This is a genomic window from Pantoea sp. (genome assembly GCF_028283705.1).
In the GTDB taxonomy this organism is placed as follows: domain Bacteria; phylum Pseudomonadota; class Gammaproteobacteria; order Enterobacterales; family Enterobacteriaceae; genus Pantoea.
In genome coordinates this window covers 220,212-234,544 of the sequence record NZ_JAPWKD010000015.1, presented here as the reverse complement: position 1 = coordinate 234,544, position 14,333 = coordinate 220,212, and the positions used below count along the sequence as shown (strand labels likewise).

The following is a 14,333-nucleotide window of genomic DNA, read 5'->3' as shown; positions in this document are numbered from 1 at the left end:
AACCGGGTAACAAACCCGCGTCACTGACAGGGATTTTTTGCATGGAAGCTTCATCGCAATTTTGAGGAAGAGACATGCTGGGGATGCAGGACCGGCTCGACAATCAGCCGGTCAGACTCAATAACGCGGTATTCTGGGGTGCCGCACTGATTATCGTGCTGTTTTCATCGGTGGTGCTGCTGTTTCCAGAGCAGGCCAGCGCCACGCTGGGACGGGCGCAGAGCTGGGCCTCTGCCACCTTTGGCTGGTATTACATGCTGGTCGTGGCGTTTTATCTTGGCTTTGTGCTGTTTATCGCCCTGTCGCGTTATGGCGACATCAAGCTGGGGCCGGATCACGCACGACCGGACTTCAGCTACGGCACCTGGGCAGCGATGCTATTTTCCGCCGGCATCGGTTCCGAGTTGCTCTTTTTCGGCGCATCTGAGCCGCTTGACCACCTGCTGCAACCACCACAGGGCGTCGCCGGTTCAGCCGATGCCGCGCGTGATGGCATGGTGCTGACCATGATGCACTGGGGTCTGCATGGCTGGGGGATTTACACCCTGGTGGCGATGGCGCTGGCTTATTTCGCCTATCGCCACAATCTGCCGCTGGCATTGCGTTCGGCGTTTTATCCACTGATCGGTGACCGCATCAATGGCCCGATTGGTCATGCGGTGGATATCTTCGGCATCGTCGGTACCCTGTTTGGTCTCGCCACCAGCCTTGGGATTGGTGTGATGCAGATTAACTCTGGCATCAGCTGGCTGACCGGTATCGCCCAGTCACACACTATGCAGGTGGTGTTGATCATCATCGTAATGGGAGCGGCGACACTTTCCGCCGTGAGCGGGGTGGATAAAGGTATTCGTCGTCTGTCGGAAGCCAATATGCTGCTGGCACTGCTGATGTTTGGCTTTGTGCTGTTTGCCGGACCCACCGGGCATCTGCTGAATACGCTGGTGCAAAACTTTGGTGACTACTTCACCAGCCTGCCGCGTAAAACCTTTGATCTTTATGCCTACAGTGGCAGCAGTAAAGATGACTGGCTCGGCAGCTGGACAGTGTTTTACTGGGCGTGGTGGATTGCCTGGTCACCGTTCGTTGGCATGTTTATCGCCCGTATTTCGCGTGGGCGCACCCTGCGTGAGTTTGTGATTGGCGTATTGCTGATCCCGATGGGGTTTACCCTCGCCTGGCTCTCCGTGTTCGGTAACAGCGCGCTGTTGCTGTTCCAACAGGGGATGAAAACTCTCGGTAATGTGGCGCTCAGCGATCCCGCTCAGGCGGTGTACCACATGCTGGCGACCTACCCGCTGGCGACACCGGTGATTGTGCTGGCGGTGGCCATCTGTTTCATCTTCTTTGTTACCTCAGCCGATTCCGGCGCACTGGTGGTGGCTAACCTCTCCTGCATGGGCGACAACAGCGGGGAAGATGCCCCCAACTGGCTGCGTATTTTCTGGGCCGCTGCGGTTTGCATCTTAACCCTGTCACTGCTGTTCGCCGGTGATTACACCGCGCTGCAAACCGCCGTAGTGCTAAGCGCCCTGCCGTTTTCGCTGGTGCTGGTGTTGTATGTGGTGGCAATGTATCGCGCGCTTCATCATGAAAAACAGCGTGACCGTAGCCGCTCCGTCGCCATTGCCGCGCCGATGATTAACGATCGTTATCGCCCCGGCCACACCAGCAGCTGGCGTCGCCGTCTCAACCGTGCCATCAGCTACCCCTCACGCGACACCGTGTATCGCTTTATGGATGATACCGTCCGTCCGGCACTGGGTAAGGTCTCGGCGGTTTTGCAGGAAAAAGGGCTGGAAGTGGAAAGCGATCTGTCACCGCAGGATTTCACGCTGGGCATACGCGTGGCGCATGGTGATGAAGCGCCATTCCACTATGGCGTGCAAATGATTGGCTATGCCACCCCCACCTTTATGCGTGCAGGCAAGCATGTCAATAACGCCGCCAGCCGCTATTACCGTGCTGAGGTGCATCTGTGGGAAGGCAGCCAGGAGTATGACCTGGTAGGTTACAGCGAAGACCAGATTATCAATGACATCCTCGATCACTATGAGCGCCATTTGCAGTATCTGCATTTAGTCCGTTGATCCTGTCGTTCTGTATGCAAGTCGCCGTCATGGCGACTTTTTATGCGCTTTAATTCACCGCCGCAAACGTTTTCTTCTTTTTCGTGTTTAATTAATTGGTATTTTTGTGCGCAGGATCAACAAATTAGCGTTCTGGCTCCTTTAGGTGGCTTTTTGCGCTCAATAATCAATCTATTGTGCTCAATAATCATACATATGCAGACTAATTTTTTGTTTATGTTTTATACAACAGTGATATGTGCTAAAAATAGGAATAATCGCAGTTTATATCATGAAAATGATCCCCAGGATCTGCAAACCAACCGATTATCCTGATATAATGATTTTGCTCGGGATTTAACACTAATTAACAACTTTTTATTATTGCTTTAACCCTACCCTTAGCAGGTATTTCAGCGTGTAAAAAGTACTTGCCCTGCTGGTCTGATTCAGCCAAATTAGGCGCCGTTTTTCCTTTCTAATAACAATGTTGCGCAGGATTTACCCAGCCTGACGCAGACTTAATTCCTGTCAAAAAACAGGCTATGTATAAACTGAGGTACTCGTGTCAACTGCAAACAAACACACTGATGAGGCAGTCAGCCTCAACGCGTTCAAGCAACCGAAAGCGTTCTATCTGATCTTCTCGATCGAACTGTGGGAACGTTTTGGTTACTACGGCCTGCAGGCCATTATGGCGGTTTACCTGGTGAAACAGCTGGGGATGTCTGAAGCAGACTCCATCACCCTGTTCACCTCGTTCAGCGCCCTGGTTTACGGCCTGGTCGCGATTGGCGGCTGGCTGGGTGATAAAGTACTGGGTACCAAACGCGTGATCGTATTGGGCGTGATGGTACTGGCGCTGGGTTACGCGTTTGTCGCGTTTTCTGGTCATGACACCACCATGGTGTACGTCGGTATGGCGACCATTGCGGTAGGTAGCGGCCTGTTTAAAGCCAACCCGTCTTCGCTGCTGTCAACCTGCTACGAGAAAGACGATCCGCGCATCGATGGCGCATTCACCATGTTTTACATGTCGATCAACATCGGTTCGCTGTTCTCGATGATGCTGACGCCATGGCTGGCAGCGAAATACGGCTGGGGTGCGGCTTTCTCCCTGTCTGTGGTGGGTCTGGTGATCACCCTGCTTAACTTCCTGTTCTGTCAGCGTCTGGTCAAAAGCTACGGCTCAAAACCGGACTTCGCGCCGCTGCAAATTAACAAACTGCTGATGACGCTGGTTGGCGTCGTGGCACTGGTGGCACTGGCAACCTGGCTGCTGCATCATCAGAGCATTGCGCGTATGGCGCTGGGCGCGATCGCCATTGGTATCGTGCTGGTGTTTGCCAAAGAAGCCTTTGCCTTGCAGGGTGCGGCACGCCGCAAAATGATCGTCGCCTTCCTGCTGATGGTCGAAGCCATTGTGTTCTTCGTGCTGTATATGCAGATGCCGACCTCGCTGAACTTCTTCGCGATTCGTAACGTTGAGCATGCCATTCTCGGCATTACCTTCGAACCGGAACAGTTCCAGGCACTGAATCCATTCTGGATCATGCTTGCCAGCCCGATTCTGGCTGCGGTGTACAACAAGATGGGCGATAAACTGCCAATGCCGCACAAGTTTGCCATTGGTATGGTGCTGTGTTCAGCCGCCTTCCTGGTGCTGCCGTTTGGTGCCAAATTCGCTAACGATGCCGGTATCGTGTCAGTGAACTGGCTGATCATCAGCTATGCGCTGCAGAGTGTCGGTGAGCTGATGATTTCTGGCCTGGGTCTGGCGATGGTGGCACAGCTGGTGCCGCAGCGTCTGATGGGCTTCATTATGGGTTCCTGGTTCCTGACCACCGCAGGCGCAGCGATGATCGCCGGTAAAGTGGCTAACCTGATGGCCGTGCCGAATGACGTGACCGATCCACACACATCACTGGCGGTGTACAGCCATGTGTTCCAGCAGATCGGCATCGCCACCGGTGTGATTGCTATCCTGATGCTGATCACAGCCCCGCTGCTGAATCGCATGACTCAGGATGATGCCCAGACGGAATTGCAGCGCGCTAACGCGAACTCATAATCCGTCGGTCAACTCCGGAAAAACGATTAAGCCGTCATCCCTCGGGTGACGGCTTTTTTATGGCCTGATCCAGCAGGCACCGGCTCCGAGTCGCACCATATGATGTGGGGTAAACCATAAACGACGGAAGGCTTTCCCCTCCCCATCTTCTGCTTCCCAGTCGATGGTCATTTCACCCTGTAAATGCAGCGCGGTGCCTTGCTGCCAGTCGGGAATCAGCAGCGCACAGCGCGCATCCAGCAACAGATTGCCCAGCGTGTTCATATAACGGTTGCCGGGAAAATCATCAAATGACAACTGCCCGCTCGCGTGCCAGCGCAAAAAGCCTGCCGGACCACCACGATGGGAAATGTCCATACTGCCGCCCGGTTCGCCGCTGGCGATAAAAAAGGTCTGGCTGCGTGCCAGCACACGCTGATCTTCCCCACTCAATTGGGTTATCGGCGTCACCGCAATCTTCCCCGCCATAGGCACTTGCCAGGGATACTGATGGATATATTGCGGGCAGTTACCAAAGCTCTCGAGCACCCGCATCACCAGATGATCCGGACCCAGTGCCGCCACCTCGCCATTCGCGCGATTACGACGACGGGTGGCAAAATCGATGCCAAGGATCGCCAGCGCCTCGCCCTCCTCCGGTAATGACAGCAGCGGCGCATGTTGCAGTGCACTGCGCTGGATTGCCAGGTGGTTTTCATCCAGCGGCTGGACAAAACCCGGTGCCGCCATCAGCAAATGGGCCAGCGGCCAGCCGTGCTGGTCACGCTGCGCCAGCAACAGATAAGGCAACTGAGCATAAAACAGCTGATGCTGCTGCGGCATCTGATCATAGATGGCAGCACGTACCTGGTGAAAACCTGCCAGCTGCTGTGCCTGTTGTTCACCGGGATGAAACATGATCTTCGTCCGCAGGGAGTGGCAGTGACGGCAACGCCTCAAAGCCGGGTAAAGCTTCGACCTGAGCCAGCCACTGGCGAATCGCGGGCCAGGGTTGCAGGGAGATGCCTCCCTCGGGCGCACAGGCGATGTAAGCGTAGCAGGAAAGATCAGCAATCGTCGGCTGATCACCCACCAGCCAGCGCCCATGGCTCAGATGTTGTTCCATTTGCGGCAGAAAACGCGCGGCGACACTGCGGGCCGAGGCGTAATCTTCCGGAGTCTGAAATTGTTTAATCAGCCGCGCCGAACCCACACCGTAACGAATTTCCCCTGCGGCTTTACCTAACCACAACTGCACCTGTGCAGCCGCCAGCGGCTCCTCGGGCAACCAGTGGCTGCCCGGGGCATAACGTCGCACCAGGTACACCAGAATGGCGTTGCTGTCATAGACAACCGCGTCACCATCGATCAGAACCGGGATTTGCTGCCACGGATTGAGCAGGCGAAATTCGTCCTGCTGACGCTGCGCGGCAGCGGCTTCGATGCATTGATAGTCCAGTTGTAACATGTTGAGCAACAGACGGACACGATGGGCATGGCCGGATAACGGGGTGCTGTAAAGTTTCATGGTGGTCTCCTGTTTTGCTTAGCTTACTCTTGTGATTTAAGTAAGGAAGATCGTGTTATAACAAGAGACTGTTACCGAAACAGGAAGAATGATGGACAGATTTGACGAGCTTGAAGTGTTCGTAACCGTCATCCAGCAAGGCAGCCTGGCCGCCGCCGCACGGCGTTTACAGCGTTCCCCGCCGGTGATTACCCGCACGCTGGCGGCGCTGGAGCAACGCTTTGGCACCACGCTGATTGAGCGCACTACGCGCCAGCTGGCCCCTACTGAAGCGGGCTGGCAGTTGTTTGAGCAGGCACGCCAGCTACTGGATAACTATCAGGCAGCGATGGACAGTGCGCACCACAGTGGCTTGCAGGGATTGCTGCGCGTCACCGCGCCGGTTCAATTTGGCCGCCGTCATGTGATGCCGCTGGTGAACGCTTTTCTCGATCAGCATCCGGAAATTCAGCTGGAGCTGGTGTTAAGCGACAGCTATCAGGATTTGATTGATAACTCGCTGGATATCGCCCTGCGTATCGGTGAGTTGCAGGATTCCTCGATGGTGGCGCGCCGTGTCGGTGAGGTGCAGAGTATGCTGATTGCCAGCCCGGAATACCTGCAACGCGCTGGCACGCCGCTGCACCCTTCTGCATTGAACGAACACACCCTGATCGCCGGGATGCGACAGACGAAGGAATGGCGCTTTGCCCGCGATGTGCGCGTGCGCATTACACCGCGTCTGCGGGTGAATGAAGTCGAAAGCCAGCTGCTGGCGTTGCGTAACGGTCAGGGCATTGGTCGTTTGCTCTCCTACCAGGTGCTGGACGATGTGCGCCATGGCACACTGGTCCATTTATTACCCGAGTGGGAACCCGCTGCCTTGCCGGTGCAACTGGTGACGCAACGGGTGAAAAACATGACGCCTAAAGTGCGCCAGTTCTGGGATTTCGCGCTGGCGCAACTGCCGACACTCGCCTGTTTCAATGCAGATAATTATCGCCGCAGCGATGAATCCTGATCGGTATCACTGGCAAAACTTTTATGCCGATTTATGCTGTTACGATCACAACAAAACCTGGAGAAGCCATGATGAAACTCTATTGTAAGCCCGGTGCCTGTTCGCTTTCGCCACACATTGTGATGCGCGAATGCGGGCTGGACTTCACGCAGGTCAATGTCGACCTGCAACAGAAACGTACCGAGCGAGGAGAAGATTACTGGCAGATAAACCCGAAAGGACAAGTTCCCGCCTTGCTGTTTGATGATGGCACGCTGCTGACTGAGGGCACGGCGATTGTGCAATACCTGGCCGAACAAAAACCCGATCGCCATCTGCTGGCCCCGACGGGCAGCCTGACGCGTTATCACACTCTGGAGTGGTTAAGTTTTATCGGCACCGAACTGCATAAAGGCTTCAGCCCGCTGTTCAGAAAAGATACTCCTGCCGAATACAAAACGCTGGTGCGTGAGCAACTGAAGAAAAAATTCGAAATCGTCGATCACGCCTTGCAGGATAAACAATGGCTGATGGGACTGCGTTTTACCGTCGCCGATGCCTATCTGTTCGTGGTGACGCGTTGGGCGCAGGCGGTACAACTGGATTTGAGCGATCTGCCCGCGCTGAACAGCTGGTTTGCACGCGTCGCAGAGCGTCCGGCAGTGCAGGCCGCATTGAAAGCGGAAGGTCTGGTTTGATGTGTAGCGGCGCGATAAATCGCGCCGCTACGAGTTGATCCGTGTGTTTTAGATTTTAACGGCGTCAAAGTGCTGTGTCGGTTGTGCAATCGCATCCTGCGCGGCAACCAGTTGTAACTCGTACTCGCCCATTTCATGGGTTTTCAGCATCACTTCATACACCGCTGCGGTAACGTGTTCCAGCGCATCACGCAGTGACTTGCCATGCAGCAGATCCACCAGCAACAGGCCGCTGGTCAAATCGCCGACGCCGACCGGCTGACGCACACCAAAATCCACCAGCGGACGGTCGATATGCCAGCACTCATCAGCGGTCACCAGCAGCATCTCGAAACGATCGCTGCGGCGTCCGGCGCGTGCCAGATGCTTAACCAGCACTACTCTCGGCCCCTGGGCAATCAAGGCACGGGCAGCAACCACCGCCTGTTCGACATTGGCAATGCTCTGACCACTGAGCATTTCCAGCTCCAGCAGATTGGGCGCGACAATATCACTGGCCGGTAGCGCCATTTTGCAATGAAACTCCGCCACACCGGGCGCAACAATACAGCCTTTCTCCGGATGACCCATCACCGGATCGCAAAAATACCAGGCGTTCGGATTAGCCGCTTTCACCTGGCGCACAATCTCCAGGATCTGCTCACCCTGCTCGGCGGAACCCAGATAACCACTCAGCACCGCATCACAGGTCTTCAAACGGTCAATCGCCGCAATGCCCTGCACAATATCGGTCAGATGGGTGGCAGGCATCACGGTACCGGTCCAGTGCCCATACTGGGTGTGGTTGGAGAATTGCACGGTATTCAGCGGCCAGACATTGGCCCCCATCCGACGCATGGGAAACTCGGCCGCACTGTTTCCGGCGTGGCCATAAACAACATGTGACTGGATTGCGAGAATATTTTTCATTGTTGCCCTGTACTGCCTTGCCATAAAAAAGGGCCGGAGACCGGCCCTGAAGTGCTTACTGCCAGTTAATCAGGCAGTAGTGTTTTTTGCCGCGACGCAACAGCGTGAAGCGCCCGAACAGTTTGTCACTGTCGCTGAAACGATACTCAGCGTCTGATTGTTTTTCACCGTTCAGTGATACCGCGTTCGAACCGATCATGGTGCGTGCCTGGCCGCGTGACGGTACCAGCTCGGCTTTCACCAACGCCTGTTGCAGATCGTCTTCCGTGTTCAGGCTGATGGTCGGCATACCATCCTGCGCCAGCTGTTCAAAATCGGCCTCAGTCATCTCGCTCAAGCTGCCAGAAAACAGGCTTTCGGTGATACGTTTTGCCGCCGCCAGACCGGTTTCACCGTGCACCAGACGGGTCACCTGCTCGGCCAGCACATATTGTGCGCGTGGCGCGGTGCCGCTGTTTTTATCTTCTTCTTCCAGTGCATTGATCTCTTCAATGCTCATAAAGGTGAAGAATTTCAGGAAACGATAGACATCCGCATCGGCGGTGTTGATCCAGAACTGGTAGAACTTATACGGGCTGGTTTTTTTCTCGTCGAGCCATACCGCGCCACCTTCAGTTTTACCGAATTTGGTGCCGTCAGATTTGGTGATCAACGGCACGGTCAGACCCCAGGTCTGCTGCTGATGCAGGCGACGGGTCAGGTCGATACCGGAGGTGATGTTGCCCCACTGATCGGAACCGCCAATCTGCAACACCACGCCGTAGCGTTTGTTCAGCTCGGCAAAGTCATAACCTTGCAACAGGTTGTAAGAGAACTCGGTGTAGGAGATGCCCTGATCTTCACGGTTCAGACGCTGTTTGACCGCTTCTTTGTTGATCATCTGGTTAACAGAGAAATGTTTACCGATATCACGCAGGAAGGTCAGCACGTTCATGCCACCAAACCAGTCATAGTTGTTGGCGGCAATGGCGCTGTTATCACCACAATCGAAACTCAGGAAAGGCGCAACCTGTTTGCGGATTTTCTCCACCCACTCGCCCACGGTTTCGCTGGTGTTCAGTTTACGTTCTGCTGCTTTAAAGCTGGGATCGCCAATCAGACCGGTGGCACCACCCACCAGCGCGACCGGCTTGTGTCCGGCGTCCTGAAAACGTTTCAGGCAGAGCAGCGGCACCAGATGGCCCAAGTGCAAGCTATCAGCGGTGGGATCAAAGCCGCAATAGAGTGCAATTGGCCCCTGCGCCAGTCGCTCTGCTAACGCTTCCTCGTCCGTTACCTGGGCAATCAAGCCCCTCTCTTGCAATTGTTGTATCAGGTTACTGCTGGTCATCACTGACTCCAAATTGATCAGACTGCACCCAGGCTGGTACATAGCTTTCCGCTGATTTGCGGAAGTGAAAAAAATGAGGGCTATAGCATAAAGCGCTGACGCCAAGTGCGCCAGCGTTGAAAGGGGCTAAAACGCAGTTTTACGGGGCAAGACGGTCGATTGACCAGCCATTGTCCTGACGCTGATACAGGAAGCGATCGTGCAGACGATGTTCGCCCCCCTGCCAGAACTCCATGGTGTGAAATTTCACCCGGAATCCGCCCCAGAAACTCGGCAACGGCACCTCGCCCTGCTGGAATTTCTGCTTCAGTTCAAGGAATTTACCTTCCAGCACCCCACGCGCCGAAATCCGGCTCGACTGCTTCGATACCCAGGCACCAATCTGACTGTCACGCGGGCGGCTATGGAAATATTTCAGCACTTCCAGCGCCGAGAGTTTTTCCACTTCCCCCAGCACCATCACCTGACGTTCCAGGTAATGCCACGGGAAATGCAACGAGATACGCGGATTCTCCGCCAGCTGTAACGCTTTGCGGCTGCCAAGGTTGGTGTAAAACACCATCCCTTTCTCATCGTAGTGCTTGAGCAGCACGATACGCTGGTAAGGCTGACCGCTGCTGTCCACCGTCGCCACCGTCATAGCCGTCGGATCGGGCAACTGCGCGGTGCAGGCCTGTTGCAGCCACTGTTCAAACAACGCCAGAGGGTTATCTGGCAAATCTTTACGTCGTAAGCCACCGCGAGTGTATTCACGACGCAGGTGGGCAATAGTTTGCAAACTGTCACTGTCGCTCATGCTATGTACTCTTTCTCAACCGTTCACTGGGCGGAACTGCCCGCATTCTGCAATTCGCAGTCATTAATCACAATCTTATCGTTACGCTCGACAAAAGCACCATTACCTTTCGACCAGAAGACATAAGTCCCGTCACTGTAACGCGTGCCGGAGGCAGAAACTGTCTGTGTCAGCGTCAGGGGTTTGCCATCCAGAATAAAGCTGACCTGCTGCCGCGGGTTATCCAGCGTGACGGTCAATGGCAAGGTTCCGCACTGGTAATGCAGGGTTTGCGGTTGCTCGGCCTGTTTGGGCATTAAACCACAACCACTCAGCAGCAGGACGCCACCGATGATAATCGCTTTTTTCATCCTCACTCCTTAACGTGTCTGCCGGGGATTGGCCGGATAGACGGCACCCAGCACGCTCATCGCGCGCGCGCCAGTCACGGCCGGTAAATTGCCCGGTAATCCCGACAGGGTGCGGAAGGCCAGCCAGGCAAAGGCCAGCGCTTCCATATCATCGCCGCTGATACCGGCCTGATCGGTGGTGTTCACTTCCGTACCCGGCAACAGTGCGGCCAGGCGTGCCATCAGCAGCGGATTGCGACTGCCGCCACCGCATACCAGCAGGCGATCACAGCCATCATTCAGTTGTACCTGTTGCGCAATGGTCTGTGCCGTCAGCTCCGTCAGGGTGGCCTGCACATCCTGCGCTGCCAGCGCCGGGAAACGCTGCAATTGTTGTTCAATCCAGCTCAGGTTGAAATATTCACGCCCGGTGCTTTTCGGTGGCGGTAAGGCAAACCAGGGATCGGCCAGCATTTGATCCAGCAACGCAGGCACTAACTGTCCACTGCGCGCCCAGGCGGCATCTTTGTCGTAACCCTGACCTTTGTTACGCCAGATCCACGCATCAATCAGCATATTGCCTGGTCCGGTGTCAAAACCGCGCACCGGCTGGCCAGGGAGCAGCAGCGAGAGGTTGGCGATGCCACCAATATTCAACACCATGCGCCGTTCTACGCTGTCCATCAATAATGCCTGATGGAAGGCGGGCACCAGCGGCGCGCCCTGCCCCCCGAGTGCCATATCACGGCGGCGAAAATCGCCCACCACCGTGACGCCGGTCGCCGCGACAATCTGGTTATTATCACCAATCTGTAAGGTGTTAGGCGCATCGCTTAAGGGTTCATGCCACACCGTTTGCCCGTGGCAGCCAATCGCCATGATATCGCTGGCCTCCAGCGACTGCTGGCGCATCAGCGTTAATACCGCCTCGGCAAACAACTTGCCAAGACGAGTATCCAGCTGTCCCAGCTGCGAGAGCGTCAGTGATTGCCCCTGACAAATCGCCAGCACCTGCTGACGCAAATCCTGGGGGATCGGATGGCAGTAGCTCGCCTGCTGCGCCACCATATGTTCATCAATCGCCGCCAGTACCACATCGACACCGTCAAGACTGGTACCGGACATCACACCAATATAGCGCCCTGATTTCATATACTTTCCTTACTCGCACGCGGGCAAATGATTCATCTCAGAGTAGCCTGGCAAATTACGGTGGCTAATTCTATGATTAAATTCCGCTTTTTAAGCACAAAGCGATGCGTAATCCAGGGTAAAATATTTTCGTTGTCCAATTGAATTTTTGTTGAGATGCAATGGTCTATGCTTCGCCTCCAACCGCGTATAATTCGGACTAAAGTCAATTGCCTGGTTTGTGTCTTATACTCTGTGCAGGACAGAATGAGATCATGGCGCATTTTTGCAATAAGGAGCTTTCTGATGATTAAGCGTTTCCTGGTCGTCTCACTGACTGGCTTAACGCTGGCAGGTTGTGTCAGCAATGACACCCTCTCCGGCGATGTTTACAGTGCCAATGAAGCCAAACAGGTACAAAGCGTTTCCTACGGCACCCTGGTGTCGGTCCGTCCGGTTAAAATTCAGGGCGGTGATGAGAACAACGTGATTGGCGCCATTGGCGGTGCCGTATTAGGTGGGTTCCTGGGTAATACCATCGGTGGCGGCAGCGGCCGTTCACTGGCAACCGCAGGCGGTGCCGTGCTGGGTGGCGTTGCGGGCCAGGGCGTACAGAGTACTCTGAACAAGAGTGACGGTGTAGAGCTGGAAATCCGTAAGGATGACGGTAACACCATCATGGTAGTGCAGAAGCAGGCAGCAACCCGCTTCTCTGTCGGCCAGCGTGTCGTCATGGCGTCGAACGGCAGCCAGGTTACCGTATCGCCGCGCTAAGCGACCAGAAACAAAAAACCGACGCCTGCGCGTCGGTTTTTTTATTTCTCGCGATTTTGTAATTCGAGAATATTTCTCTCCAGCCGGGCAATCAGCGTCACCATCTGATTCACCTCCTCCAGGCTGATACCGTTGAGAATATCGTCGCGGGTGGCATCAATCACACTTTCGACCTGCTCGATAATTGGCTCGGCCTGCCGGGTCAGTTTGATGCGCTTGGCACGGCGATCGTTCGCGCAGGTCGAGCGGGTAATTAACCCCTTCTCTTCCAGCTGATCGAGCGTGCGCACCAGCGAGGGCTGCTCAATACCAATGGCTTTCGCCAGCTGAATCTGAGACTGCTCTGGCGGGAGTTGATGAATATTGTGTAACGTCACCCAATGCGTTTGCGTTAACTCAAGCGGCTTAAGACGCTGGTCAATCAAGGCACGCCAGATGCGCACCAGGCGAGATAAATCCGTTCCGAGTGTCGTATCCATTTCATCTCCTTATAATTAGCTTGCTAGCTATCAAGCCAGATTTTACACTATTCTGCGAGTTTACAGGACAAAATACAAATCCCAGGCCAGCTGACACACGCACTCATCTACGCTTCATTGAGAATGATTCTGGGTTAACTAAGGAAGATGATACGTGTCTGTTTTCCTCTTTACCGCTAACGCCCCGCTTACCGACCTGGTATTTGGTGCCTCCTTGTTCTTCCCACCGCTGTTTAAAGCGGTGCTGCTGGGTTTCTTTTTCTGGCTACTTATCCATCCGTTGCTGCGGGGCTGGATGTACTCCGGTGATATCTGGCATCCCACATTAATGGATCTTTCCCTGTTTGTGCTGTGCGTCACCGCCGCACTTTGGTTATTGAGCCTCGGATAAATCGCCATGAAATTCAATCCCTTTAAATACTTTTCTACTTTGGTCGTGTTTACCCTGGCACTACTGGCGGGCTGGTGGATGTGGAACTACTACATGCAATCACCGTGGACGCGGGATGGCAAAGTGCGTGCCGAACTGGTGGATATCACCCCGCAGGTCTCTGGCCGCATCATTACGCTGGTGGTACGCGACAATCAGTTTGTGCATAAAGGACAAACCCTGCTGACGATCGATCCGGTGCCGTGGCAAATCGCGCTGGAGAATGCCGAAGCCCAGCTGGCGAAAGCACAGTCGGACCAGGAAAAGGCCCAGCATGAGCTAGCCCGTCGCAGCAACCTGCCGCGTAACGTTATTTCCGCAGAAGATCTCGACGCCGCCCGTCTGACGGCCAACGCCGCCACCGCCACCACCAAAGCCGCCCAGGCTACGCTGGATCAGGCGCGCTGGAATTTGCAGCAAACCGAAATCAGCGCACCGACTGATGGCTGGGTCAGCAATCTCACGCTACGCCCCGGTAACTATGCCACCGCCGGAACACCGTTGTTTGCGCTGGTCGATAGCCACTCTTTTTACGTGATGGGCTATTTCGAAGAAACCAAACTACGCCATATCCAGCCAGGTGCCACCGCGAATATCGTGCTGTACAGCAACGGCCAGCGCTTGCAAGGCAAAGTTGAAAGCATTGGCCGTGCCATTTATGACCAGAGTGTCGATAGCGACAGCGGTCTGGTGCCGGATATCAAACCGAACGTCCCCTGGGTGCGGCTGGCACAGCGTGTTCCGGTGCGTATCCAGCTGGATGCTATCCCGGATAATGTCCCGCTGGTGGCGGGCACCACCTGTACCATTTCGATTGTGCGCTGAGGCTGC

The 14,333-nt window shown here is 55.0% G+C and carries 15 protein-coding genes; 7 read left to right on the top strand and 8 right to left on the bottom strand.

The window, feature by feature from the left end; all coding sequences use genetic code 11:
* Nucleotides 1-74: 74 nt before the first annotated feature.
* Nucleotides 75-2,090, top strand: a complete 2,016-nt coding sequence (gene betT, locus PW844_RS13860; protein WP_299452592.1) for a choline BCCT transporter BetT — start codon at nt 75-77, stop codon at nt 2,088-2,090.
* A 544-nt stretch (nt 2,091-2,634) separates the two neighbouring features.
* Nucleotides 2,635-4,140 (top strand): dipeptide/tripeptide permease DtpA, encoded by a 1,506-nt coding sequence (gene dtpA / locus PW844_RS13855; RefSeq protein WP_208714849.1) that lies wholly within the window; start codon nt 2,635-2,637, stop codon nt 4,138-4,140.
* A gap of 57 nt (nt 4,141-4,197) precedes the next feature.
* Here dtpA and PW844_RS13850 read toward each other — a convergent pair whose 3' ends face one another.
* Together PW844_RS13850 and PW844_RS13845 are read right to left on the bottom strand one after the other, a co-directional pair.
* Nucleotides 4,198-5,037 carry a pyridoxamine 5'-phosphate oxidase family protein gene (locus tag PW844_RS13850; RefSeq protein WP_299452587.1) on the bottom strand — a complete coding sequence of 280 codons (840 nt, stop codon included), beginning with the start codon at nt 5,035-5,037 and terminating at the stop codon, nt 4,198-4,200.
* Nucleotides 5,021-5,647 carry a glutathione S-transferase family protein gene (locus tag PW844_RS13845; RefSeq protein ID WP_299452585.1) on the bottom strand — a complete coding sequence of 209 codons (627 nt, stop codon included), beginning with the start codon at nt 5,645-5,647 and terminating at the stop codon, nt 5,021-5,023. The genes PW844_RS13850 and PW844_RS13845 overlap by 17 nt, the downstream gene beginning before the upstream one ends.
* Before the next feature lie 91 nt (nt 5,648-5,738).
* Between PW844_RS13845 and PW844_RS13840 the strand changes: the two genes are divergently transcribed.
* Together PW844_RS13840 and gstA are read left to right on the top strand one after the other, a co-directional pair.
* Complete coding sequence (locus PW844_RS13840) at nt 5,739-6,647, top strand: LysR family transcriptional regulator (protein WP_299453180.1); 909 nt, start codon at nt 5,739-5,741, stop codon at nt 6,645-6,647.
* A 71-nt stretch (nt 6,648-6,718) separates the two neighbouring features.
* Nucleotides 6,719-7,324 (top strand): glutathione transferase GstA, encoded by a 606-nt coding sequence (gstA, locus tag PW844_RS13835; protein ID WP_299453177.1) that lies wholly within the window; start codon nt 6,719-6,721, stop codon nt 7,322-7,324.
* 48 nt (nt 7,325-7,372) lie between these two features.
* Here gstA and pdxY read toward each other — a convergent pair whose 3' ends face one another.
* From pdxY to anmK, 5 genes are all read right to left on the bottom strand, one after another.
* Nucleotides 7,373-8,233, bottom strand: coding sequence for a pyridoxal kinase PdxY (gene pdxY, locus PW844_RS13830; RefSeq protein WP_299452583.1), 861 nt, complete (start codon nt 8,231-8,233; stop codon nt 7,373-7,375).
* 55 nt (nt 8,234-8,288) lie between these two features.
* Nucleotides 8,289-9,563, bottom strand: coding sequence for a tyrosine--tRNA ligase (gene tyrS, locus PW844_RS13825; protein WP_299452581.1), 1,275 nt, complete (start codon nt 9,561-9,563; stop codon nt 8,289-8,291).
* 139 nt (nt 9,564-9,702) lie between these two features.
* Nucleotides 9,703-10,359 carry a pyridoxamine 5'-phosphate oxidase gene (gene pdxH / locus PW844_RS13820; protein ID WP_084874349.1) on the bottom strand — a complete coding sequence of 219 codons (657 nt, stop codon included), beginning with the start codon at nt 10,357-10,359 and terminating at the stop codon, nt 9,703-9,705.
* A gap of 23 nt (nt 10,360-10,382) precedes the next feature.
* Nucleotides 10,383-10,709 (bottom strand): MliC family protein, encoded by a 327-nt coding sequence (locus tag PW844_RS13815; protein WP_299452574.1) that lies wholly within the window; start codon nt 10,707-10,709, stop codon nt 10,383-10,385.
* A 9-nt stretch (nt 10,710-10,718) separates the two neighbouring features.
* Nucleotides 10,719-11,840 (bottom strand): anhydro-N-acetylmuramic acid kinase, encoded by a 1,122-nt coding sequence (gene anmK, locus PW844_RS13810; RefSeq protein ID WP_299452572.1) that lies wholly within the window; start codon nt 11,838-11,840, stop codon nt 10,719-10,721.
* A 285-nt stretch (nt 11,841-12,125) separates the two neighbouring features.
* On the opposite strand from anmK, the gene slyB reads away from it, so the two are divergent.
* Nucleotides 12,126-12,593 (top strand): outer membrane lipoprotein SlyB, encoded by a 468-nt coding sequence (gene slyB / locus PW844_RS13805; protein ID WP_084874340.1) that lies wholly within the window; start codon nt 12,126-12,128, stop codon nt 12,591-12,593.
* A 41-nt stretch (nt 12,594-12,634) separates the two neighbouring features.
* Here slyB and slyA read toward each other — a convergent pair whose 3' ends face one another.
* On the bottom strand, nt 12,635-13,072 hold the full coding sequence (gene slyA / locus PW844_RS13800) for a transcriptional regulator SlyA (protein ID WP_299452566.1): 438 nt from the start codon (nt 13,070-13,072) through the stop codon (nt 12,635-12,637).
* A 154-nt stretch (nt 13,073-13,226) separates the two neighbouring features.
* Between slyA and PW844_RS13795 the strand changes: the two genes are divergently transcribed.
* Nucleotides 13,227-13,463, top strand: a complete 237-nt coding sequence (locus PW844_RS13795) for a DUF1656 domain-containing protein (RefSeq protein WP_208714832.1) — start codon at nt 13,227-13,229, stop codon at nt 13,461-13,463.
* A gap of 6 nt (nt 13,464-13,469) precedes the next feature.
* Nucleotides 13,470-14,327: an HlyD family secretion protein gene (locus PW844_RS13790; RefSeq protein ID WP_299452562.1), complete on the top strand. Its 858-nt coding sequence runs from the start codon at nt 13,470-13,472 to the stop codon at nt 14,325-14,327.
* The last annotated feature ends 6 nt before the right edge of the window (nt 14,328-14,333 follow it).

What these genes read in the sequence shown, in the direction of transcription:
- pdxH (WP_084874349.1), bottom strand. Translation starts at nt 10,359, where the DNA reads ATGAGCGACAGTGACAGTTTGCAAACTATTGCCCACCTGCGTCGTGAA.
- betT (WP_299452592.1), top strand. Translation starts at nt 75, where the DNA reads ATGCTGGGGATGCAGGACCGGCTCGACAATCAGCCGGTCAGACTCAAT.
- PW844_RS13815 (WP_299452574.1), bottom strand. Translation starts at nt 10,709, where the DNA reads ATGAAAAAAGCGATTATCATCGGTGGCGTCCTGCTGCTGAGTGGTTGT.
- tyrS (WP_299452581.1), bottom strand. Translation starts at nt 9,563, where the DNA reads ATGACCAGCAGTAACCTGATACAACAATTGCAAGAGAGGGGCTTGATT.
- pdxY (WP_299452583.1), bottom strand. Translation starts at nt 8,233, where the DNA reads ATGAAAAATATTCTCGCAATCCAGTCACATGTTGTTTATGGCCACGCC.
- PW844_RS13845 (WP_299452585.1), bottom strand. Translation starts at nt 5,647, where the DNA reads ATGAAACTTTACAGCACCCCGTTATCCGGCCATGCCCATCGTGTCCGT.
- slyA (WP_299452566.1), bottom strand. Translation starts at nt 13,072, where the DNA reads ATGGATACGACACTCGGAACGGATTTATCTCGCCTGGTGCGCATCTGG.
- PW844_RS13840 (WP_299453180.1), top strand. Translation starts at nt 5,739, where the DNA reads ATGGACAGATTTGACGAGCTTGAAGTGTTCGTAACCGTCATCCAGCAA.
- PW844_RS13850 (WP_299452587.1), bottom strand. Translation starts at nt 5,037, where the DNA reads ATGTTTCATCCCGGTGAACAACAGGCACAGCAGCTGGCAGGTTTTCAC.
- anmK (WP_299452572.1), bottom strand. Translation starts at nt 11,840, where the DNA reads ATGAAATCAGGGCGCTATATTGGTGTGATGTCCGGTACCAGTCTTGAC.
- gstA (WP_299453177.1), top strand. Translation starts at nt 6,719, where the DNA reads ATGAAACTCTATTGTAAGCCCGGTGCCTGTTCGCTTTCGCCACACATT.
- PW844_RS13790 (WP_299452562.1), top strand. Translation starts at nt 13,470, where the DNA reads ATGAAATTCAATCCCTTTAAATACTTTTCTACTTTGGTCGTGTTTACC.
- slyB (WP_084874340.1), top strand. Translation starts at nt 12,126, where the DNA reads ATGATTAAGCGTTTCCTGGTCGTCTCACTGACTGGCTTAACGCTGGCA.